Source organism: Empedobacter sp. ULE_I140 (assembly GCF_053482575.1).
On sequence record NZ_JBQMTX010000001.1, the window covers coordinates 2,900,511 to 2,923,055 of the forward strand.

20 protein-coding genes are annotated in these 22,545 nt (G+C 32.2%); 9 read left to right on the plus strand and 11 right to left on the minus strand.

The window, feature by feature from the left end; all coding sequences use genetic code 11:
• Nucleotides 1-111: 111 nt before the first annotated feature.
• Both ACTS9J_RS14045 and ACTS9J_RS14050 read right to left on the minus strand, forming a co-directional pair.
• Nucleotides 112-591, minus strand: a complete 480-nt coding sequence (locus ACTS9J_RS14045) for a DNA-deoxyinosine glycosylase (protein WP_448353376.1) — start codon at nucleotides 589-591, stop codon at nucleotides 112-114.
• Between the two features lie 74 nt (nucleotides 592-665).
• Entirely contained in the window at nucleotides 666-2,582 is a 1,917-nt protein-coding gene (locus ACTS9J_RS14050; RefSeq protein ID WP_448353377.1) for an ABC-F family ATP-binding cassette domain-containing protein, read from the minus strand.
• A 107-nt stretch (nucleotides 2,583-2,689) separates the two neighbouring features.
• On the opposite strand from ACTS9J_RS14050, the gene ACTS9J_RS14055 reads away from it, so the two are divergent.
• Entirely contained in the window at nucleotides 2,690-3,010 is a 321-nt protein-coding gene (locus ACTS9J_RS14055) for a hypothetical protein (protein WP_115002126.1), read from the plus strand.
• An 18-nt stretch (nucleotides 3,011-3,028) separates the two neighbouring features.
• The gene (locus ACTS9J_RS14060; RefSeq protein WP_115001689.1) at nucleotides 3,029-3,250 is read left to right on the plus strand and encodes a hypothetical protein; all 222 of its coding nucleotides are present in this window, start codon (nucleotides 3,029-3,031) and stop codon (nucleotides 3,248-3,250) included.
• Nucleotides 3,251-3,256: 6 nt separating this feature from the next.
• On the opposite strand, the gene ACTS9J_RS14065 is transcribed toward ACTS9J_RS14060, so the two are convergent.
• The 9 genes from ACTS9J_RS14065 to ACTS9J_RS14105 all read right to left on the minus strand — a co-directional run bounded on the left by ACTS9J_RS14065 (nucleotide 3,257) and on the right by ACTS9J_RS14105 (nucleotide 14,495).
• Nucleotides 3,257-3,718 carry a hypothetical protein gene (locus tag ACTS9J_RS14065; RefSeq protein WP_115001691.1) on the minus strand — a complete coding sequence of 154 codons (462 nt, stop codon included), beginning with the start codon at nucleotides 3,716-3,718 and terminating at the stop codon, nucleotides 3,257-3,259.
• A gap of 11 nt (nucleotides 3,719-3,729) precedes the next feature.
• Nucleotides 3,730-4,788 (minus strand): NAD(P)/FAD-dependent oxidoreductase, encoded by a 1,059-nt coding sequence (locus tag ACTS9J_RS14070; RefSeq protein ID WP_219034385.1) that lies wholly within the window; start codon nucleotides 4,786-4,788, stop codon nucleotides 3,730-3,732.
• Nucleotides 4,789-5,139: 351 nt separating this feature from the next.
• Nucleotides 5,140-6,042: a type IX secretion system ring subunit PorN/GldN gene (porN, locus tag ACTS9J_RS14075; protein ID WP_257468103.1), complete on the minus strand. Its 903-nt coding sequence runs from the start codon at nucleotides 6,040-6,042 to the stop codon at nucleotides 5,140-5,142.
• 23 nt (nucleotides 6,043-6,065) lie between these two features.
• Nucleotides 6,066-7,634 (minus strand): type IX secretion system motor protein PorM/GldM, encoded by a 1,569-nt coding sequence (porM, locus tag ACTS9J_RS14080; protein ID WP_219034384.1) that lies wholly within the window; start codon nucleotides 7,632-7,634, stop codon nucleotides 6,066-6,068.
• A gap of 51 nt (nucleotides 7,635-7,685) precedes the next feature.
• Nucleotides 7,686-8,357 (minus strand): type IX secretion system motor protein PorL/GldL, encoded by a 672-nt coding sequence (gene porL / locus ACTS9J_RS14085; protein WP_125349619.1) that lies wholly within the window; start codon nucleotides 8,355-8,357, stop codon nucleotides 7,686-7,688.
• Nucleotides 8,358-8,393: 36 nt separating this feature from the next.
• Nucleotides 8,394-9,833, minus strand: a complete 1,440-nt coding sequence (gene porK, locus ACTS9J_RS14090) for a T9SS ring complex lipoprotein PorK/GldK (RefSeq protein WP_185144160.1) — start codon at nucleotides 9,831-9,833, stop codon at nucleotides 8,394-8,396.
• Between the two features lie 108 nt (nucleotides 9,834-9,941).
• Complete coding sequence (locus ACTS9J_RS14095) at nucleotides 9,942-11,093, minus strand: hypothetical protein (RefSeq protein WP_448353378.1); 1,152 nt, start codon at nucleotides 11,091-11,093, stop codon at nucleotides 9,942-9,944.
• A gap of 2 nt (nucleotides 11,094-11,095) precedes the next feature.
• Entirely contained in the window at nucleotides 11,096-13,615 is a 2,520-nt protein-coding gene (gene topA / locus ACTS9J_RS14100) for a type I DNA topoisomerase (RefSeq protein WP_448353379.1), read from the minus strand.
• A gap of 85 nt (nucleotides 13,616-13,700) precedes the next feature.
• The gene (locus tag ACTS9J_RS14105; RefSeq protein WP_125349622.1) at nucleotides 13,701-14,495 is read right to left on the minus strand and encodes a hypothetical protein; all 795 of its coding nucleotides are present in this window, start codon (nucleotides 14,493-14,495) and stop codon (nucleotides 13,701-13,703) included.
• Between the two features lie 122 nt (nucleotides 14,496-14,617).
• Here ACTS9J_RS14105 and miaB point away from each other — a divergent pair, with 122 nt between their 5' ends.
• The 7 genes from miaB (at nucleotide 14,618) to ACTS9J_RS14140 (ending at nucleotide 22,487) form a co-directional block, all read left to right on the plus strand.
• Nucleotides 14,618-16,063, plus strand: coding sequence for a tRNA (N6-isopentenyl adenosine(37)-C2)-methylthiotransferase MiaB (gene miaB / locus ACTS9J_RS14110; protein ID WP_448353380.1), 1,446 nt, complete (start codon nucleotides 14,618-14,620; stop codon nucleotides 16,061-16,063).
• A 219-nt stretch (nucleotides 16,064-16,282) separates the two neighbouring features.
• On the plus strand, nucleotides 16,283-17,554 hold the full coding sequence (locus ACTS9J_RS14115) for a sigma-54 interaction domain-containing protein (protein WP_125349624.1): 1,272 nt from the start codon (nucleotides 16,283-16,285) through the stop codon (nucleotides 17,552-17,554).
• 1 nt (nucleotide 17,555) lies between these two features.
• Nucleotides 17,556-18,065: an LptE family protein gene (locus ACTS9J_RS14120; RefSeq protein ID WP_115001709.1), complete on the plus strand. Its 510-nt coding sequence runs from the start codon at nucleotides 17,556-17,558 to the stop codon at nucleotides 18,063-18,065.
• Between the two features lie 23 nt (nucleotides 18,066-18,088).
• Complete coding sequence (locus ACTS9J_RS14125) at nucleotides 18,089-19,291, plus strand: tetratricopeptide repeat protein (protein ID WP_291064631.1); 1,203 nt, start codon at nucleotides 18,089-18,091, stop codon at nucleotides 19,289-19,291.
• Between the two features lie 4 nt (nucleotides 19,292-19,295).
• Nucleotides 19,296-19,646 carry a preprotein translocase subunit SecG gene (gene secG, locus ACTS9J_RS14130; RefSeq protein WP_038332909.1) on the plus strand — a complete coding sequence of 117 codons (351 nt, stop codon included), beginning with the start codon at nucleotides 19,296-19,298 and terminating at the stop codon, nucleotides 19,644-19,646.
• Between the two features lie 91 nt (nucleotides 19,647-19,737).
• Nucleotides 19,738-20,163, plus strand: coding sequence for a hypothetical protein (locus ACTS9J_RS14135; RefSeq protein ID WP_286494783.1), 426 nt, complete (start codon nucleotides 19,738-19,740; stop codon nucleotides 20,161-20,163).
• Nucleotides 20,164-20,165: 2 nt separating this feature from the next.
• Complete coding sequence (locus ACTS9J_RS14140; RefSeq protein ID WP_416409983.1) at nucleotides 20,166-22,487, plus strand: zinc-dependent metalloprotease; 2,322 nt, start codon at nucleotides 20,166-20,168, stop codon at nucleotides 22,485-22,487.
• Nucleotides 22,488-22,545: the final 58 nt, after the last annotated feature.

Sequence of the window (22,545 nt, forward strand, 5' to 3'; positions counted from 1 at the left end):
TTTTCATAATTATTTTACATTAAAAGCTAAGTTTCTCATCATAATATTTTTAAGTACTAAAATAATTTTACTTTTTTTTGATTAAATTATTTTGAACATTAAAAATTCATCTTAAATAATTGCATTTTTCCAGATTTTAAGCAATCGTTCGTAAGAAAATTGAGCATTAGCTGGACTTGTACTTGGCAAAGAAATATACTCTATGGATGTATTTTCATCAAAATATTTCCAAAATAATTGTTCCGCTTTCTTTCCATTGAAAATTATTTTATCAATTGTAGGATATTCATTCAACAATTCATCAATCTGATTTGGCAAAACATTTTTCATATCCACATCCATGCTTCCCTTTCTGTCAGCAGAATGTGCAACATCCCAAAGCGCAAACTTATTCTGTAAAATAAGTTGTTTTCTTATTTCATAATCTTCTGAAAATTCTGTCTCAAAAATCTCAAACATCATTTTCCAAAATCGATTACGCGGATGTCCATAATATTGATTGACTTCTAACGATAAATCACCAGGTAAAGAGCCAAGAATTAATGTTTTTGGTTGTTCTGATATAATTGCAGCAAAAGATTGTTTATGCATTTTGTGTTATTCTAAAAATATAATGTACAAAAAAAGTGCTACAAATTGTAGCACTTTTTATTCTATTTCTTTCCTTAGATAATTTGTTCAGAAACCTCCTCCCACTCTAACATTTTTTTATCTAAATCATTTTTCAAATTCGAGTATTTATCCAATTCTTGTTGCGTTTGCGAACCTGAATGCAATTTATTTTCTAAATCTGCAATCTTCGTCTCTAAATCAGAAATCTCTGTTTCGATTCTTGACAATCTATTTTTAAGGCGTTTTTGCTCTTTTTCTTCCTCAAAAGATAAAACTCGTTTCGCTTGTTCTATTTTAACCTCAATCGGCTTCTCTTCTTTTGGTGCAGCCAAACTATTTCCTTTCTCCACTTCACGGAAACTTCCCGCTTTAATTTGTGCTAAATAATCATCAATTCCAGAAAGATATTCTTTCACTTGACCATTACGGAAATCGAAAACTTTATCCACTAAACCTTCTAAAAATTCACGGTCGTGAGAAACTAAAATTAATGTTCCTGAATATTTTTGCAACGCTTTTTTCAATAATTCTTTTGATACAATATCCAAGTGATTCGTCGGCTCATCCATGATTAATACATTGAATGGACGCAACAACAATTTACACAACGCTAAACGATTTCGCTCACCTCCCGAAAGAACTGAAACTTTTTTCTCTACCGCTTCGCCACCAAACATAAATGCTCCTAAATAGTCGCGAACATGTTTACGTGTTTCTTCTGTTGCAGAATTTTCCGCTTCTTCTAAAACCGTTAATTTATCATTCAAAACATGTGCTTGATTTTGGGCAAAATATCCAATTTCTACATTATGTCCATGTTTTATTTTACCTGAATGTTCTTGTTCGTTGATAATCGCACGCGATAAAGTCGTTTTTCCTTGACCATTTTGACCAACAAAGGCTACTTTTTCTCCACGATTTACATAAAACGAAACATGATCAAAAACTTGATGATCGCCAAAAGCAACTCCTACGTCATCTAACTCGAAAATAATTTTACCTGGCTGAACAGCGTCCACAAAACGGATATTCATCTTCGTCACATCATCATTTTCAATTTCGATGCGTTCTATTTTATCTAATTTTTTGATTAATGATTGCGCCATCGAAGCTTTGTTCGCTTTTGCACGGAATTTGGAAATCAAATCTTCCGTGTGCTTAATCATTTGTTCCTGATTTTTCTGCGCTTGCTCTAATTTCTCACGACGATCTTCACGCAATTCCAAATAACGCGTATAATTCGCCTTGAAATCTGAGATATGACGATTCGCAATTTCGATGGTACGATTGGTTACATTATCCAAAAATTGACGGTCGTGCGAAACCAACACAACAGCACCAGGATAATCTTTCAAGAAATCTTCTAACCAAACAATCGAATCGATATCCAAGTGGTTGGTAGGCTCATCTAAAAGCATTACATCATGTTTTTGCAACAATAGTTTTGCTAATTCAATTCGCATTCTCCAACCTCCAGAAAATTCTTCTGTTGAACGGTGAAAATCTGAATTTTTGAATCCTAAACCAATTAAAATTTGTTCGATTTCAGCATCTTTTGTATAGCCACCTAAAAGTCCGAAACGTTCTGTTAAATGGGAAATATCTTCAATTAATTTTCCATATTCGTCCGACTCGTAATCTGTTCTTTCAGCTAATTCTTTGTTTACAAAATCAATACGTCCCTGAATTTCAACCAATTGCTCAAAAGCAGAATCCGCTTCTTGCCAAACCGTTCTTCCTTGTACAAAATCAATATCTTGCGATAAATATCCGATTGTAACGTCGCCTTCGTAAACAACTTCACCTTCTGAAGATTGCTGACTTTTGGCTAAAATTTTAAGCAAAGTAGATTTTCCTGCTCCATTTTTCCCTACCAAACCAACACGGTTTCCTTTGTTGATGCGGAACGAAACGTTTTCGAATAAATATCTACCCGCAAAATAAACTCCTAAATTTTGTACTAATAACATTTTGCAAAAATACAATGTTTTTTGTTAGATGAAAACTTATCTCAAAACTATAAGTAGTATATTGTGAAAGTGTTTTAAAAATAACAATCACCTTTCAATTAATGATTATGAGTAAAATTATTATTGTTCCTATTAATAAAGAAGCTGAATTAAAATTAGATTATGATACAGCTTCTCCAAACGAATTAATCGAAATTAGGTTAAATGAATCAGAATTTAATATTTTATGGAAGAAAGGTGTTTTTGATTTAATTAATCAAACTTGTAATTCAATAATTGACGATTATGAAGACGAAAAAATTAATAATTTAGTTTTAATTGAAAACACTTATAATCAATTGAAGAAAACATATCCTGAATGTGAAAATATTATTAATATATTTCATAAAGCATTAGAACTTAAAACAAGTATTCATTTCTATTTTTAACAATATTTAAAATCACTTATGAAGATAATATTTGATGGCTGGAATGAAGGATTTCAAAAAGTCACTTTAACACATCTACAAATTGACTTACTAAAAATATCATTAAAAGTTGCTAAAAGTAATGTTGACAAATTATTAGATGGACATTCAATAACAATTGATGTTAACGATGAACAATTAGCTTTAACTTTTATAAAAGAAGCTAAAAATATTAATGCTAATTGTAGAATTTTGCATTGATTTTTTTTAAGGTTTTAAACGATAACTCAAAAAATACAATACAAAACTGATTAAAATCGAAAAAGTTGCTGGCACAAAATAAGCCAATGCGAGATTTTTGGTTGCAATAAAATTAATTGGAAGGTTCATTAATCTGAATTGAAAAACTAAAAAACACAATACTACTATAATTACAGACATTTTCCAATCGTAATTGCGTTTATGATTAATTACTGAACATAAAATATACGCCAAAACAATACCTACAAAACTCAAAATTGTTTTCATTGTAGCTAAATGTTTCAGTTTTTCGCTGATTCCGAATTCGTCACTTTTTCTAACCAAAAAGGCAAAATTATCTTTTCCCATTGAATGAATTAATTCAATCAAATCTAATTCAGCCAAGACGTAAAATTGTTGAATTCCTAAAAATAACAAAACGCTTGCTACAAGTTGAATTGCAAATATTTTTATGTCAAATTTTTTCATTCAAAATAGGTTTAAAATCGATCATAGAAACGTGCAATGTTCGCTTCTTTGTCAATTAGTTGATTATTTTCTAAAAAATCGTACAAATCATCCACCATCACAGGCGCTAACATTGTCCCACGCGTTCCCATTCCATTTAGACAAATCAATTGTTGATGCGTTGGATGCGCTCCTATAATTGGACGACGATCCACAACCGTTGGACGAATTGACGCATGTTGTTCCACAACTTCAAAATCATCTTTAAAAAAATTCTGAACACCTTCAACCAAATATTGTTTTGCATCCTCAGTATTTTCATAATTCACATGATCACGATCGTAAGTTGCGCCTACAAAATATTGATTATTTTCTAAAGGCATCAAAAATTCTTTTCCTTTCACAACTGCTTCAGGTAAATTAGCTTCTGTTTTAATTCTCAACACTTCGCCTTTTACACCAATTATAGGTAAATTTTTGAAATAAGGATTGTTCAAAATATTATAACCTTCGGCAAAAATTATTTTAGTTGCTTCGATTTTTTTATAGCTCGTTTGATTATCCTCTAATTTTAATTCATTAAAATCAAAAGTTTCATCAAGAAACAAATCATTTTTGACTAAATAATTTTTAAAATCAGCCAAAAGATTTGTCAAATCAACACGGCCTGTATGCAAAACTTCGCCAGAACCTATCGGAGAATTTATTGAAGAAAAATCATTCAATTGTTCTGTATCAGTTGCTAAATAATCAATCAAATCTGGATGAGTTGTCGCTTTTTTCAACCACGTTTTTTTCTCTTGTTCGTCATTAAAAATTCTATAAACTGGAAAATTGTAGATATATTTTTTGTTTAATAATTGTTCGAAATCACCAAAAACTTCGCGCAATCTTTCAATTTGTTTTGTCGCATTCCAAACAATTGAAAAACGTTTTAGCACAACAGGATTAAAAATTCCAGCAGCAATCGCCGATGCTTTGTGAAAATGATTATCAATCACCACAAAAGATTTCTTTTCCTGCAACAATTTCATCGCCATACAACTCCCTGCAACACCTTGACCAACGATGATATATTCTACTTTTTTCAATTTCTAAAATTTGCTTACAAAGGTATCTATTTTAGATTTTAAGGATTAACTAAATTCTGAAAAAAAACATTGTAGAAAAATTAAACTATTTTTTCTCCTTCAAAAGTATTTAGAGCATTAATATAGATATTCTCTACAAAGTCTCTTAAGGTGATTCTTTTTTCGCTTTCGTCTAATTTAGTTGTTGATTTTTTAATAGAATTAGAAAGAGTTTTTGCTTGTCCAAAACTATTAATTGAAACAAATAGTGTTGTAGTAAAATAATACTTTTCATCATTATGTTTTTAATCGACCTAATTTAAATAAAAAAAACTCCAATCAAATGATTGGAGTTTTTTTATTGTATTCTGATTAGTAATTCCACATATCAGCTTCTGACTGAATAATAGAATTTCTAATTTTATGATGTTCTTCTAATTGACCTTTCGCATCATTTGGAATGTAATCATCAATCATTTTCGTTCCATACATTGTTTGAGCTTTATAAATAACAGAACTAAATCTGCGTGCATTTAACATCTCATCGTATGTAATTGCCGAATTTGAATTACTTGGATTAAATACTGTTGCATTCACCAAAACATTACGAGCATCAGGATACCAAATCCAAAATAAATCTACGTAAGCTCCGTCAGCAAATTCTGTTCCTAACGATTGCGCATCAGGCCCCATAATTGCTAAACCTAACAAACGATATTTTAATTCTCCTAAACGACGGTCGATATACCAAAGACCTTTCGTTTTTACCATTTTGATATCGTCAGATTTAATTTTATAATTAAAAATAGCAGCTTCGTCAGGAGTTTCTCCAGCAGCTTTCATATCGTAGTAATACTGCTGTGTATCTTTCTTCTCATTACGAGCCATAATTTGCTCATAACTCATTTTAGTTTGAAAGTACTCATCATCGTAAACTTCTCTAATCTTTTTGCTACGAACTCCGTCAACCAATACATCGTATAATGATTTAGAATTTTGCACTAACTCATCACCAGATCTATAATAAGGTTGATTTAGACGCTCATTCAAATCAATTACTTCCCATACAACTTTCGACCATAAAACATCTTTATCTTCGATAAAACCATATTTCATAGGATCTTGAGCCGTACTTACTGTATCTCCAGCTTCATCAACTCTTGTTTTATTTTCGCGGTCTTTTCTTAACTGTTCTGGCGAAACAGCGTTAAGAACATTTTGCGCCATTGTAAGAGTTGAGAAAAAACTCATTAAACCAAACAAAAGATACTTCATATTTTAAATTTTTACTTTTTAAATTATTGTACTTGAATTGCGATAGATGATGCTTCTCCAGTTGCTCCTGAATTTGTACGATATTTAATATCGAAAACACCAATAATATCACCTTTTTTCGCTTTCGAAATAACTCCAGCTGCTCCTGACATTTTATTTCCAGAAACACGAGCCGTTGCCTGACCAGGAACTTTAACATTGAAAGATGTTACTTCACCTGAAATTGGGAATAAGAAATCTGGCCAATCTACACGAATTGTTTGCGCTGCAATTCCATTATCTGGAATAGCTGGACTTGTATTTCCTAAAATAACACCACGTGCTGGTGGAACTGGTTTGATACGGAATGTTTCACGAACTGATAATGTTTTACCAGAACTTGCTCTTGCAGATGCCGTAAACACCACTTCGTTTCCTCCTCCAGGCGTATAATTCCATTTGTTAGCTCCCGCTCCAGAAGGACTTCCAGAAGAAGCACTTAAACTAACAGGTCCGTTTGCACCGTTAATTGTTGCTGAAATTGGATTAGATACTCCACGATAAACTACACGTAAATTATCTGCAACAATAGAACCTCCTGTTGGATCTTTTTCAATAATCTCAGCAGCTTTTTTATCTAATGTTTGTGCAACAACTTGATAAGTTGAAGGTGCTATGGCTACCGTTTTCGTTTTTCCATTCGATACGTATGTAATGTTACCTGTTAATTGATGCATACCAACTGCAGATGTATTCAGCTTAATAGATGCTTTACCATCAACAACAGTAGCAGAACCAACACTTGTAGAAACAGAACCTTTGATTGAATTATCGTAAGCTCCTAAAACTACATTAAGAACAGCTTCATCTCCGACTTTAACAACACCTGGAGATAAGAATAAACCTTGGAAAGCATCCAATTCGATTTTTTCTTCTAATTTACCAGATAATAATGCTCTCACTAAGTTACCTTCTTCTGTACGAGCATCCATTTGCATTTTCGATAAATTCGTTAAAGAAGCAACCATTGGTTGATCATAGAATTTTTCTTGCATCCAACTTTGTTTCTTCGATTTTGGAGTTGTTCCAAAAAATTCGTTGATACGAGCTTCCGCATTTTTAGCATCAGGACTTTGTTTTGCAAAAGTCATTAAGAAATTTCTGAAACCATCAATTTTGTTTGTAAACTCTTGTGCTTTCTCATTTCCTTTGTCACCTCCTTTTCCTTTAAAGAATAAAGATACAACAGGCTCTGTATTAGACAATGCATTGTAATCTGTATCTTCTGATCCAGAAATAAAATCAGCACCAGCTAATTCTTTTTTCAATCCATCGATATAAGCAACAAAATCATTTGTTTGCTTTTTAACTTCTGCAGCCTCAGCTTGAGTTTTTGCATAAGTTGGATCATCCTTCGCTTTTAGATCAATTTGACCATAGAAGGTATCGTTATTTGTTTTCGTTAAAGTCGTTGTTGACTCTAAAGAAGTATTTATCGTTTCGAAAGATCTCAACACCTCACGATCCACGTTCAAAGCCATCATTGCAATGAACACGAGATACATCAGGTTAATCATCTTCTGACGTCCGGTTAGTCTACCACCTCCTGCCATAATAATTTATAGAATTAATGAATAATTAGTTTAATTTATCGGAGCAATGTATTAGTTGTTTTTCATTGCAGAAAGCATACCTCCGTATACTTTGTTTAATGCATTAATGTTAGCAGAAAGCTCTTGCATTTCTTTCAAGAATTGCTCTGAACTACCTGAAGATTTTTGCATTTCTTCGATAAATTGTTTATTTAATTCTACTTGTTTTTGGCTATTTACAATTTGCTCAGCATATACAGCATTTAATTGGCTGATGTTAGTTGATGCTTTTGCAATTTCGTTGCTATATTGTTCTGTTGAAGCGACAGCTGATGTTGTTGTGTTTAATTCGTTAACAGCTGAACCAAATTTATCTAAAGAACCACGTAATCTTTCGAAAACTTCTTTATCTAATTTTGCATCTGCTAATACTTTGTCTAACTCAGCAGTTAAATTATTTCCTGCAGTTGCAACAGCAGCAGTTTTTCTTTGTACTGGTTCTCCATTTAATAATTCTGGATAAGCTTTTTCCCATTCATAGCTTCCTTGAGGTTTATCGAAAAATGCTGAATAAAAGAAGACGAATGCTTCAGCTACTAATCCGATTGTTAAGATTAAATTGGCTGATATTGGTCCTAAATTCGTGTGCGTAATTTTACATAATGCCCCGATAATTACTACTGCGGCAAAGAAATTATACAAAAAATTTGTAAGACGTTCTTGTTTTGAAGCTTGTACTGCCATAAGAGTGCTTTTTATTAAATTGTTTTATTAATTAGGTTATTTGGTTTTTCTAAAATTTACTTTTGATCCTTCTGGGAAAGATTGAACTGTACGGAATCCGATGAAACTTCTTGCAGAATCTTTGTGTTCCCAATCTCTTGCTGAAGTCATTAATAAATATCCAACATCTTTCCAAGATCCTCCTCTTACACTTCTATTTACTTCTCCAGACATTGTAATTGACGGATTAAGTGATGAAGACATTGTATAAGATGATCTGTTATACGGAGAACTTGTCCATTCAGCTACGTTACCAGCCATGTCATAAAGACCATATCCATTCGCACGGAATGTTTTTATAGGAGCCGTATACATGTAACCAGTTTTCTTGCCATCGTTGATTTCTAAATAATCTCCACGTTTTGGTTTGAAGTTCGCTAGATAACAACCTCTATCATCTGTTAAATAAGGACCTCCCCAAGGATAAGGTGCATTTTCTAAACCACCTTTCGCTGCGTATTCCCACTCAATTTCTGTTGGTAAACGGTAACTAATAACTTTTACTTGACTTCCTCTTTTCTTTTTATTATTCAATGCTGTGTTATGATATCTTGTGCGGAAATCACAAAAAGCTGTTGCTTGATTCCAGTTAACACCTACAACAGGATAATTTGCATAAGCTTTATGCCAAAAATAGTCTTGGTGCATTGGATCATTGTACGAATAGTTGAAATCTCTTACCCAAACTGTTGTATCAGGATAAATGTTTAAACTAAATTCTTTACGAAAATCTACACGGAAAGTACCACGTTTTTTTGCTGCAGCAGTTTGATCAACTGTCACATAAGAATAGTTTAATTTACGCGTATCAATACGTCTTTCTCCATTCATACGCTCTTCTGGAGGATAATATAATCCTTCCATAACCTCAGCATAATCTACATCTGGATATTTGTATTTATCCCACTCCAAACGCTGTTTCCAATTTAATTTCTTACCATCTAAAGATTGACCATCACGACCTGTATTACTGTTTTTAATATATTCATCATATGGCGTCCCTTGTCCATCTTGTGAACCAGAAATATATGCATAATCACCAATACCTCCTGCTCCATTATTTGGATTCATAGGGTCAAAACCTAAAGTTTCTGCCTTGTTTGCCAAAGCAGTACGAGCGATAGAATCTTTTACATAATTTACAAAATACTGATACTCAGAGTTTGTAATCTCTGTATCATCCATAAAGAAACCTGTAACAGTAACCGTTTTTACTGGAGCATCATTTGTTTTTGTAAAATCGTAATCGGTTTGTCCTAAAACAAACGATCCACTCGGAATCGGAACCATTCCTTTTGGACGAACTGGCGTCCAAGCCGAAGATGTTTTCGAAACTATTTGTCCATCATTTCTATCACTACTCCCTCTGTTCTTCAACATTTTACATGATGATAAAGAAAGAGATAGCAACAATGCACTTACCAAAATTCTATTCATTCTGTTATAGATTTATTTTTATACAGGTTTTATACTTTTAGTTCTCAATTAATAAGGCTACAAATTAAGGCAATTTATTAATTGATTTTTAAAATTGTTCTTTATTTTTTAATAAAATTTTTTGAAATATTTCCACCACCTATTCGGTATTTCTCCATTCAAGGCTTGCTCATAATCTTTTTCTGAACACGGAATAATTTCAAATTTTCGCTCTCCATCAACAGTGTTATCAACTTCTATCCACAATTGATTGGTTAATACATTTCGGTAAAAAATATAATTGTATCCTTCTGTAGGAACAAAAATTTTTTCAAAATATTGTGTATCGTCAAAACTTTTTATCTCTGGACGGTGATTTTTTCCATCAATAAAATACCAAATCATCTGCGAAATTAATAGATGATCTAATTTTTTATAATTCTCGATATAATCACAAACGTAAAGTGAAGTCAATTTATTGCTGAAACCTAAATATCTTGTCAACGCACAAATTTCGCGCGAAGTAAATCCATTTGGCGTCATATTTTTTGAAGAAGAGAAATCCGAACCTTGTAAACTCGATAAATTAAGCAAAGCCGCATTTACATCTCTCGAATAAGGTTCTATTTCTTTTACATTTTCAGAAATCACACCCAAACGAATAGCATCAAAATTTAACTGATCTAACAAATCTAATTTTTCTTGAGCAACAAAATACGTTTGAAAACCAATATTTGTGTAATCCAATAAATTGAAAGGCTCATTAGAAATAATTTTTGTTAAATAATTATTTTCCGTTGTTTGCGCTTCATCTTTTCCTAATCGTAATTTATGATCGATTGTTAAGTAGTAAACTTTATCAACAATTTCATCATACGCACGATATTGTTGATAACCTAAACTTGGATTTCCACCCAAAATAACAACAACGTATCCATCACGAATTAATCCGTTTGTAACTTCTCTAAAAACTTTTTCGGTTTCGGATTTATCATCATAAAAAACAACATCACCAAAATCGTACAAATCGATCGACCAATTTCCCATTTGCAATTCGTACAATTGTGTACGAACAAGGCTAAAATCTACATCTTCGATCAAATCTTTTTGTTTCGAACGAGATTCTGTCACACCAATAATCGCAATTTTATCGTTCGATTTTTCATCGCTTTCGATCACATCTTCGCGAAATTTTATAGCTTGTCCTAACGCAAAAGAATTACAAGATTTAGCAAAATCTTGTAATTCTTCAGAAACGGGTTTTAAAAAGTCGTTGTACATTATTACTTTTTAGTCGTTGTTTTTTTAGTTGTCGTTTTCTTCGCAGTTGTCTTTTTTGCAGGCGCTTTCTTTTTAGGTTTTGCTGCTTCTATTAATTTTTCAACCTCAGCCAAAGTCAACGCTTCTGGATTCGTCTCTTTCGATAGCTCAACTTTTATTTTTCCTTGAATCAAATTATAACGTCCCCAACGTGCTTTCTCCAAACGAATTTCCTGTTCTGACCATTCGCGAACAACACGTTCAGATTCTTTACGTTTTTTATCTTCAATCAATTCGATAATATCAGCTTGAGATAAATGATCGAAATCGTATTTTTTCGGAACATTAATAAACCATTCATTCCATTTGATAAATGGTCCAAAACGTCCTTTTCCTTTTATTACATCATACCCTTCGTATTGTGCAATCGGTGCATCAGCTTTTAATTTTTCTTCGATTAATTCTACTGCACGATCAAATGATAAATCCATTGGATCTTCCTCTTTCGGAATCGAAATATATTTATCATCAAATTTCACATAAGGTCCAAAACGTCCAATATTAACCTCAACTTCGTGCGCTTTATACTCGCCTAAAGTTTTCGGTAATTCGAACAATTTCATTGCCTCTTCTAAGGTAATATTATGAATAGATTGATGTTTTTGAAGACTTGCAAAGCGAGGTTTTTCTTCATCTTCTGCTTCACCAATCTGAATCATTGGCCCAAAACGTCCAATACGTGCATGCACTTTTTTACCCGATACAGGATCAATTCCTAATTCGCGTTCTCCAGTTGCACGATCAGCATTTTCTTGAACATCTTCTACAACATGATGAAATTTCGTATAAAATTCATCAATCATTTTTGTCCAATTCAATTTACCTTCCGCAATATCATCAAAACTATTTTCGACACGCGCTGTAAAATCGTAATCCATCACATTCGTAAAATAATCAACCAAGAAATCATTTACCACAATTCCGATATCAGTTGGCATTAATTTGCGACGATCAGCTCCAAAAATTTCTTTTTGTTGAACTTTTTTGATTTGATTATCGATTAGCGTTAAGGTATTATATTTTCGTTCTTGACCATCCAATTCCCCAACTTCCACATAGCCTCTATTCTGGATTGTAGAAATCGTTGGCGCATAAGTTGATGGACGACCAATTCCTAATTCTTCTAATTTTTTTACCAAAGATGCTTCTGTATAACGAGCCGAAGGACGAGAAAAACGTTCAGTACCGTTTATTTCATCTGCTTTCAATTGCTCATTTACTTTTACACTTGGTAATAATACTTTATCATCATCAGCATCTTCGTCGTCAAACGATTCTTGATATACTTTTAAGAAACCATCAAACACAATTACTTCTCCTTTCGCTTGGAAAATAAAGTTGTTTTTGTTGTTATCAATATCAATAATAGTTCGTTCCAATTCTGCATTTGCCATTTGAGAAGCAACTGTACGTTTCCAAATTAATTCGTACAATTTTCGCATAGAATCGTCTGCATTTATTGAATGATTTTCGAAATGCGTTGGACGAATCGCTTCGTGCGCTTCTTGTGCAGATGAATTTTTGTTTTTATATTTTCTTATCTCAACATATTTGTTTCCGTAAGCAGATTCTATCTCAGCTTTTACTGCTGTTAATGCATCATCAGACAAATTCACACTATCTGTTCTCATATATGTGATATGTCCAGATTCGTATAATTGTTGTGCGACACGCATCGTTCTTGAAACTGAAAAACCTAATTTACGAGATGCTTCTTGTTGCAAAGTTGATGTTGTAAATGGTGCTGAAGGTGTACGCTTTGCTGGTTTCTTTTGTAAATCATTTACTTTAAAATCTGCTCCAACACATGTTTCTAAGAAATCTTCGGCTTCTTTTAACGTAGAAAATTCTTTTGTTAAAACTGCTTTTAATGTTCTTCCCTCATTTGTTTCGAAAATTGCAATGAATTTATATGACGAAACTGGAACAAAATTTTGAATTTCTTTTTCACGTTCAACAATTAATCGAACAGAAACTGATTGAACACGACCTGCAGATAAGCCTGGTTTGATTTTTTTCCATAAAATTGGCGACATTTCGAAACCAACTAATCTGTCCAAAACACGACGAGCTTGTTGTGCATCAACCAAATTCTCATCAATTTGACGTGGATTTTCTACCGCACGTTGAATCGCTTTTTTTGTAATTTCATTAAAAACAATACGTTTTGTATCTTTCTTTTCTAATCCAAGAACGTGATACAAATGCCAAGAAATTGCTTCTCCTTCGCGGTCCTCATCGGATGCTAACCAAATTGTTTGGGCTTTCGAAGACAATTTTTTCAGTTTACTTACAACCTCCTTTTTATCAGGTGTTACTTCGTATATTGGCTTATAATGATTCTCGATTTCGATTCCCATTCCTTTCTTTGGTAAATCGACCACGTGACCAAAACTTGATTCCACGATAAAATCATCACCTAAAAAACCTTGAATGGTTTTAGCTTTTGCTGGGGACTCAACAATAACGAGATTTTTAGACATATTGTTTTCTTAAAAAATTTCTGCAAAATTAATAACAAAAAAATGAAGCAGCCAAAAATGATTTTCAACTGCTTCATAATTTTGTCTATTTCATGTAAGGATTATCCTTGTAAATATCTGTTCCTATTTGGTCTATTTCTGATTGTTCATTGTCTTCTGTTCCTATAACTGTTTCATATAAAACATATGTAGCAATATAAATTAGAGGCATTGCTACTAATAATCCAACTCCACAAGCAAGTACGCCTAAAATTGCAACTCCAAAACAAGCCAAACAAAAAACAAATGCTGATCCGAAGTTTTTAAATAAAATACTTACACTTGATTTTATAGCTTCCGTTGTAGTAAAACTTGTAAACAATACAAAAGGAATTGCTAGTATTGATGTAACATAGAAAATAAATCCAGGTACAATACATAATAAAATACCTATGAATCCTAAAAATTGAACAGCTAAATATGTTGTAAAAATCACACCAAATTTTCCATCTTTATAATGAACAAACAAATCTGAAAAATCAGGATTTTGATGTTTATTAAATTTTTTAGCCATTGTCAAAATACTTACTGTAATCGGTGCTAAAGCTGCTGCAACTACAATACTAACAATATTACTCACCCACGCTAAAGGAGATGATGCTTCTGCAAACACTTCATTTAAATCAGATGGATCATTAATAACCATAGTTGGTGCTGAAATGATTAATCCTAAGAAGAAATTAATCATGAAACTAATTGCGAATGTTATTACAATTGCAAGAATTGCATATAAAGCGATTCCTGAAAAAATTTCCCATGATTTTGAAAAAATATCGCCAACGTTTATATTTACTCCTCGTTGTTTAATTTCTTCTATTCTTTGTCTAATTCTATCATCCATAGTTTTATATTTTTTTAGATTTCCTCAAATCTACAAAATGTTAATAAAATGCAAAAGAAAATTTTACTGCCAATATGTCACATAGATTTATTATTTTTGCACGATAAAATATCCATTTTAGAATGCATACAGAAGAAAAACATATAGATGAAGCAAGACAAGGACAGGCTTTGATGACTGCTCCTACTCGTAATGCAACAAAGAAATTATTCTTAGAAAGTTACGGATGTCAAATGAATTTCTCGGATAGTGAAATTGTTGCATCTATTCTAAATAACGAAGGTTATCAAACCACTCAAAAAGTTGACGAAGCAGATTTAATTCTTTTAAACACTTGTTCTATTCGTGAAAAAGCGGAACAAACAGTTCGTAAACGTTTAGGAACTTTAAACGCAATCAAAAAACAAAATCCAAGTCTTAAAATTGGAGTTTTAGGTTGTATGGCGGAACGTTTGAAACATAAATTCTTAGAAGAAGAACATTTAGTAGATATCGTTGTAGGACCAGATGCTTACCGCGATTTACCAAACTTAATCAACGATGTAGAAGATGGTCGTGATGCGGTAAACGTACAATTATCAAAAGAAGAAACATATGCCGAAATTTCTCCTGTTCGTTTAGGTGGAAATGGCGTTACAGCCTTTGTTACGATTACTCGTGGCTGTGATAACATGTGTACATTCTGTGTTGTTCCTTTTACGCGTGGTCGTGAGCGTTCTCGTGATCCTCACTCAATCTTGAATGAATGTAAAGAATTAGCAGAATCTGGTTACAAAGAAATTACACTTTTAGGTCAAAATGTCGATTCATATTTATGGTATGGTGGAGGACCAAAAAAAGATTTCAAAAATGCAACTGATATTCAGAAAGCGACTGCTGTAGATTTTGCTCAATTATTAGACATGGTTGCTACGCAGTTTCCTAACATTCGTTTACGTTTTTCAACTTCTAATCCACAAGATATGGAAGAAGGCGTATTGCAAATGATGGCGAAACACAAAAATATTTGTAAATACATTCACTTACCTGTTCAATCGGGTTCTACTACTGTCTTAGCACGTATGAATCGTCAACATACTCGTGAAGAATATTTCGAATTGATTGATAAAATTCGACGTATCGTTCCAGATTGTGCTTTATCTCACGATATGATTGCAGGTTTCTGTGGCGAAACAGAAGAAGAACATCAAGATACATTATCGTTAATGGAATATGTGAAATATGATTTCGGTTATATGTTCGCTTATTCTGAGCGTCCAGGAACGCCAGCGCACAAAAAAATGCCTGATGATGTTTTACCAGAAGATAAAAAACGTCGTTTACAAGAAATCATCGAAATGCAACAAAAACACTCTGCAGAGCGTATGAATAGTTATGTTGGAAAAACTCATGAAGTTTTGATTGAAGGAAACTCTAAACGTGACGAAAATTTCTGGTACGGACGTAATACACAAAACGCGGTTTTAGTTTTCCCTAAAGTAGAAGGAACTAAAATAGGAGATTTTGTAAACGTAAAAGCAAATAGCTGTACAACGGCTACTTTGATTGGTGAAATGATAGAAGGATAAACAATCAATCCGTCAATTGTATACTAAAAATAAAATTCGTCAATTCGAGTGATTTTTATAAATGAAATGATTAAAAATTGTATCGAGAATAGAATTTTAATAGTTTAAAACCTTTTTCTCGATACAAAATTCTAAAGAATTTTACTCGAAATGACGGTTTTAATAAGACAATAATTGAAATTTGATAGATCATTTTTCAAAAACCTAAAAAATAAAAAAATGGATTCTTTACAAACTATCAAACAACGTTTTGGAATCATTGGAAATAATATAGCCTTGAATCGTGCTTTAGAAAAGGCGATTCAGGTTGCACCTACAGACATTTCTGTTCTTGTTATCGGAGAAAGTGGTGTAGGTAAAGAATTTATTCCGAAAATTATTCACAATCAATCTGCACGCAAACACAACAATTATATTGCAGTGAACTGTGGTGCGATTCCAGAAGGAACAATCGATTCTGAATTATTTGGACACGAAAAAGGTGCTTTTACAGGCGCTACACAAACACGTAAAGGTTATTTTGAAGTAGCAGATGGTGGAACTATTTTCTTAGATGAAGTTGGTGAATTGCCTTTAGCTACACAAGTGCGTTTATTGCGTATTTTAGAGTCGGGTGAATTTATGAAAGTTGGTTCTTCGGAACTTCAAAAAACAAATGTTCGTGTTGTTGCTGCAACGAATGTAAAATTGAAAGAAGCTGTTGAAAAAGGTAAATTTCGTGAAGATTTATATTATCGATTAAATACAGTTCAAATTGATATTCCTGCTTTGCGCGAGCGTAAGGAAGATATTAATTTATTGTTCCGAAAATTTGCTTCAGATTTTGCAAATAAATACAGAATGCCTCATATCGAGCTTTCTCCAGAAGCCCAAAATTATATTGCGAATTATCCTTGGCCGGGAAATGTGCGTCAATTGAGAAATTTTGCTGAACAAGTTTCTGTTGTTGAAAAAGACCGCGTGATTTCGTTAGAAAAAATCATGGAATTATTACCCAATAATTCAACAATGTTAACGGTTACAAACAAATCAAAAGATGGAAGTTCTTCTGATTTTATGGAACGAGAATTATTGTTCAAGGTTTTATTGGACATGAAAAAAGATTTGAACGATTTACGTGCTTTAACATTAGATTTGATCAAACACAAAGATGTTGAAGATTTTAATGGCAACACGCAAGAATTGATTCAGCGCGTTTATCAAGATCAAAACGAACCAGAAGAAGATTTTGTGCCAAGTCAATATAATTTGGTTCCAACGAAATCTGCTCCAATTACACCAAATTATCAACAATCGCAATACGATTATTCGAACGATGTATATGATGTAAGTCCAATCGAAGAACCAGAATCGCTTTCATTACAGGATAACGAAAAGGAAATGATAAAATTGGCGTTAGAAAAACACAAAGGAAAACGTAAAATGGCGGCTGACGAATTGGGAATTTCTGAGCGAACATTGTACCGAAAAATCAAACAATATCATTTGTAATATGAACAAAATAAAACTATTCATCCTTAGTATTTTTGCTATTTTTAGTTTAACAGGATGTATAAAATATTCACTTTCGGGAGCTGCAATTCAACCAGATTGGAACACAATTTATGTGGCAACTTTCCCGAATTACGCACCTCAACAAAATCCTACTTTAAGTCAAGATTTAACGATTGCCATTCAAGATATTTTTAGAAGTAGAACGAAGTTGAAGTTAAACTCAAACGAAAATTCTGACTTAATTATCGAAGGTGAAATTACGGGATACGACGTTGTTCCAGAAGCAATTCAATCGAATGATATTGCAGCAAAAAACCGTTTGACAATTTATGTAAAAGTTCGATATATCAACAATAAAGACGAATCAAAAAGTTATGACAGAACATTTTCTGCTTTCCAATTATATGACGGAAATGCTATGTTAAGCGCTGTAGAATCGTCAATTGTTCCATTAATTATTGATGATATTCGCGACCAAGTTTTTGCGTCTATTGCGATGGATTGGTAAAAAAATAACCTTATATTTGAGCAATGACCAGAATTGAATATTTAGTAGCACATCCGTACGAAGTCGAGAAATCGGACATTCCACTTCTTAAAAAAGAAGTAGAAAAATATCCGTATTTCTACACATTGCGTGCATTGTTACTTTATGGTTTGAAAAAGGAAAATCATCCTTCTTTTGAGGATTATTTGAACAAAACGTCAATTCACAGCAGCAATCGTGTCGATTTGTATCATTACATCAATTCGGAACCAATTCAGAAAGAAATTCAAACAAAAACTGAAACTATTTCTCCTGAAATGGTAGAAGAAAAAGTGGAAGAATTAGCTGAAAACAAATTTATTTCTGAACCTATTTTAGAAAATTCTACTTCAGAAATCATCGAAAACAATAACGAAACAATTGAAGTTATTGATGAGATAATAGAAGAAGAATTAAACAAAGAAATTGAAGTTATTTCTGAAACTAATTCAGAAGAAATCAATGAAGATATTGTAGACGGAATGATCGAAAATGATACAGAGGAATCTGAATTGAGAACGGATCATGTTGTTGATATTATTTCGGATGAAGAATTGAACGAAGTTGCTGAAATCACGAATAAAGTTGTGGTAGAAAATAATTCGAAAGAAGAAAATTTAACTTCTGAGAATGATATCGAAAATGCTGTTCAACAAACTTCTGGAATTGAAATTATTGAATCTGAACCTCAGCAGGTAATTGAAATAATTGAAGATAATCAGGAAGAAGAAATTGTAGAAGGATTGTCTGAAAATGCTGAAGTAATTGAAGAATCTGAACCTGAAATGGTTGAAGAAAAAGTAGAGATCATTGAAAATAATTCGGATGATTCGACGTTCTCTTTTTCGGATTGGTTGAAGAAAGTTCCTTCTCAATCAAAAACTCAACAAGAGATTGAGGAAGAGCAAGAAACTGCTGAAAGAGAAATAAAATATAAGTTGATTGATGACTTTTTGGAAAAAAATCCGAAAATCGTTCCGATGAAAAAAACGGATATTACACCAGTTAACACACCATCAAATTTCGTTCAGAATACGGAAGAATATTCGGATTTGATGACCGAAACTTTGGCTCAAATTTATATTGAGCAAAAAAAATATGATAAGGCAATTAAAGCTTATAAGATATTAATTTTGAAATATCCAGAAAAAAATAGTTTATTTGCAAATCGAATTAAAGAAATTGAAAATTTAAAAAACTCTAAATAATAAAATGGGACTATTTCAGTTTTTCATGATTATTATCATGATTTTATGTGTATTATTAGTACTAATCGTATTATCTCAAAACCCTAAAGGAGGAGGATTATCTTCTACTTTCGGAGGTGGCGGAGGAAGCCAAATGTTTGGAGTTCAAAGAACGAATAAATTCTTAGACAACACAACTTGGGGATTATTTATCGCTGTAATCGTATTGATTATTGGAGCAAGTGCTTCGCATGAAAATCCAAATGCGATAAAACCAATTAAGCCAAATGTTACGGCACCAGCTAATAATTTACCAACGCAACCTGCTGCAAACGGAGCAAGTCAAAATCAATTACCAGCTCAACCAGCGAAGTAATTTTGATAAGAAAATATACAAGCCTCACAAATTGTGAGGCTTTTTTTGTTGATTGATTAATATTATCTTTAAATTTATCAAAACCTAAATTATGAAAACATTCGTTTCATTTATAATCATCCTACTTACTTTTATAAGCTGTGTTGGTCAAAAAGTGTATCAGAAAATTCCAAAAGAAAATTATCAATTGCTCACAACTTTTTCTGCGCAATATGAATTATCAGGAACACATTTCTTCAAAAATGAAACTGAATTAAATAACATGTATGCTACGTTACCAAAAGATTACAAGAAATCATTACCTCGTTTCGTTATCGATTATGAACAAAATCAAATAATTTTGATTCCTCACAAACATATTAATTCATATAATATTGAATCTATTACTGGTAATGAAAAGATTTATAATTTACATTTAACACCTATAAAAGGAATTAATCAAATACAAGACTCTTCAAATTTATTGATGATGATTGTACCTAAATCAGTGAAGAAAATTTTAGTAAAAACTAAATAAAAATGGAAAAATCTATATCTAAATATTTACTTTTTTGTCTTGCATTTAGCACAAACTTATTTGCTCAACAAAACTTTTGGAAAACTACCAATGCGAAAGGAACTATTTCTAAAGAGCAATTAAATACAAGAGCGCATATACCAACTAAATCAGTTAAATTAGACTTAGCTTATGATAATTTGGTCAACTATTTAAACAATACGAATCAACAAAATTTTTTATTAAAATTTCCAACTGAAAACGGAAAGTTTAATACATATCGTATTGTAGAAACTTCAAATTTATCTCCTGAATTACAAACTAAATACCCAGATATAAAATCTTTTGCTGGATACAATACAAATGATTTGACAGAGAAAATTAATTTTAGTTTATCTCCTCAATTTGGTTTGTATGGTTTAGTCTCAAACGGCAATAAAACAATGTTAATAGACGCTTACACAAAAAATAAAGCGTCATATATTGTGTATGATAAAAAAGATTTAGTTAATACAAATTCTTTCAAATGTGCTACAGAACCTTCTGAAAGTGCTCTTGGGATAGATAATTTGAATTTTGAAACTATTAAACAATCTTCTCGAACAGCAACTCAAAATGGAAGTTTAAGAAAATTTAGATTAGCCATTACAACAACGACTGAGTATTCAGATTTTGTAATCAAACAAGCTAATTTATCATCTGGTACAGAAGCTCAAAAGAAAGCGTCAATATTAGCTGCAGTCAATTTATCACTCACACGAATTAATGGCGTTTTAAAAAATGATGTTGGTGTTTTTTTAGAATTAATTCCAAATACTGATCAATTATTTTTTATTGATTCTGATTCTTTTCAAGACCCTAATATTAATTCTATTTCTGCAGCAAATTACAATCTTGAGGAAAATATTACTGTTACAAATAATGTTATTGGAGTTGCTAATTACGATATTGGTCATTTATTTTTTCAAGTGAATGATGATAATAATTCAAATGGATTAGCCAATACGCCAGCAGTTTGTAATGATAGAGCAAAAGCAGGAGGAGTGACTGGTACAATAGTTCCTATTGGAGATGCTTTTGATATTGATTATTCTGCCCACGAAATTGGTCATCAATTAGGTGCCTACCATACACAAAACAACAATTGTAATCGTACACTTAACAGTTCTGTTGAACCTGGAAGTGGTTCTACAATTATGGCTTACACTGGTATCTGTTCACCAAACGTACAAAATCAAAGTGATGCATATTTCCATACAAAAAGTTTAGAAGAAATGGCAAGAACGCTAAATTCTGTGAATTGTGGACAATTCGTTACAACAACTAATGCTGCACCTACTATAGCTTCTAACTTGAAAACAAAATATAACATTCCAATTTCAACTGCATTTGCTTTAGAAACATTAGCCACTGACTCAAATAATGATCAATTAACATATTCTTGGGAGCAGATGAATCCTGAAGTTTCTGAAACTTCTATTAAATCACTTCCTCCTATTTCCTCTAATTCTCAAGGCCCAAATTTCAGATCATTCTCTCCACAAAAAGTTGGAATTCGCTATTTTCCTCGTTTAGAAAAAATTATTTCAAATGAATTAGTATTTCAAACAAATCTATATCTGTCAAACGTTTCAAATTACGATAAAAACAATTGGGAAGTCATTCCTTCAGTTCCTCGTACAATGAATTTCTCTGTAACAGTTCGTGACAATAATTCTGAAGTTGGATTAACCGCTCGACAAAATGTTCAGTTAAACTTTCTAAATTTTGGTCCATTCAAAGTGACTTCGCAATCAATTGCAGAAAATTGGAAACAAGATAACACTGCTACAATTACTTGGAATGTTGCAGGAACTGATGCAAACGGTATTGACACACAAAATGTAAAAATTTTATTATCGGTTGATGGAGGAAAAACATTTGATTATGTTTTAGCTGAATCAGTTCCGAACAACGGTTCTTATACATTCACAGTTCCTGCAGGATTAGGAATTACTAATAAAGCGAGAATTATGATTAAAGCTATTGATAACGTTTTCTTAGCTGTTAACTCTACTGATTTTTCTATAGAAAGTTCTTTAACTACAAATGATATAAAAGGAAAAGATTTAGGTACGATTTCTCCAAATCCTTCAAATGGAATAATCAATTTAGATTTTACAAACTCATTTACAACAGGTAAAATTACGGTGACAGATTTAGCAGGAAGAACAGTTTACTCAAACAAATTGAATTCTTCGAAATCTCAACAAGTTAATTTATCTAGTTTATCAAATGGTGTTTACATTGTTTCGATTGAAGCAGGTAACGAACAATTCACGAAAAAAGTGATTATCAAAAAATAATTATTCATAAAAATCACTTTAAATGCCAAGTTGTCATACAACTTGGCATTTTTGTTTT

What these genes read in the sequence shown, in the direction of transcription:
- ACTS9J_RS14045 (WP_448353376.1), bottom strand. Translation starts at nt 591, where the DNA reads ATGCATAAACAATCTTTTGCTGCAATTATATCAGAACAACCAAAAACA.
- ACTS9J_RS14050 (WP_448353377.1), bottom strand. Translation starts at nt 2,582, where the DNA reads ATGTTATTAGTACAAAATTTAGGAGTTTATTTTGCGGGTAGATATTTA.
- ACTS9J_RS14055 (WP_115002126.1), top strand. Translation starts at nt 2,690, where the DNA reads ATGAGTAAAATTATTATTGTTCCTATTAATAAAGAAGCTGAATTAAAA.
- ACTS9J_RS14060 (WP_115001689.1), top strand. Translation starts at nt 3,029, where the DNA reads ATGAAGATAATATTTGATGGCTGGAATGAAGGATTTCAAAAAGTCACT.
- ACTS9J_RS14065 (WP_115001691.1), bottom strand. Translation starts at nt 3,718, where the DNA reads ATGAAAAAATTTGACATAAAAATATTTGCAATTCAACTTGTAGCAAGC.
- porN (WP_257468103.1), bottom strand. Translation starts at nt 6,042, where the DNA reads ATGAAGTATCTTTTGTTTGGTTTAATGAGTTTTTTCTCAACTCTTACA.
- porM (WP_219034384.1), bottom strand. Translation starts at nt 7,634, where the DNA reads ATGGCAGGAGGTGGTAGACTAACCGGACGTCAGAAGATGATTAACCTG.
- porL (WP_125349619.1), bottom strand. Translation starts at nt 8,357, where the DNA reads ATGGCAGTACAAGCTTCAAAACAAGAACGTCTTACAAATTTTTTGTAT.
- porK (WP_185144160.1), bottom strand. Translation starts at nt 9,833, where the DNA reads ATGAATAGAATTTTGGTAAGTGCATTGTTGCTATCTCTTTCTTTATCA.
- ACTS9J_RS14095 (WP_448353378.1), bottom strand. Translation starts at nt 11,093, where the DNA reads ATGTACAACGACTTTTTAAAACCCGTTTCTGAAGAATTACAAGATTTT.
- topA (WP_448353379.1), bottom strand. Translation starts at nt 13,615, where the DNA reads ATGTCTAAAAATCTCGTTATTGTTGAGTCCCCAGCAAAAGCTAAAACC.
- ACTS9J_RS14105 (WP_125349622.1), bottom strand. Translation starts at nt 14,495, where the DNA reads ATGGATGATAGAATTAGACAAAGAATAGAAGAAATTAAACAACGAGGA.
- miaB (WP_448353380.1), top strand. Translation starts at nt 14,618, where the DNA reads ATGCATACAGAAGAAAAACATATAGATGAAGCAAGACAAGGACAGGCT.
- ACTS9J_RS14115 (WP_125349624.1), top strand. Translation starts at nt 16,283, where the DNA reads ATGGATTCTTTACAAACTATCAAACAACGTTTTGGAATCATTGGAAAT.
- ACTS9J_RS14120 (WP_115001709.1), top strand. Translation starts at nt 17,556, where the DNA reads ATGAACAAAATAAAACTATTCATCCTTAGTATTTTTGCTATTTTTAGT.
- ACTS9J_RS14125 (WP_291064631.1), top strand. Translation starts at nt 18,089, where the DNA reads ATGACCAGAATTGAATATTTAGTAGCACATCCGTACGAAGTCGAGAAA.
- secG (WP_038332909.1), top strand. Translation starts at nt 19,296, where the DNA reads ATGGGACTATTTCAGTTTTTCATGATTATTATCATGATTTTATGTGTA.
- ACTS9J_RS14135 (WP_286494783.1), top strand. Translation starts at nt 19,738, where the DNA reads ATGAAAACATTCGTTTCATTTATAATCATCCTACTTACTTTTATAAGC.
- ACTS9J_RS14140 (WP_416409983.1), top strand. Translation starts at nt 20,166, where the DNA reads ATGGAAAAATCTATATCTAAATATTTACTTTTTTGTCTTGCATTTAGC.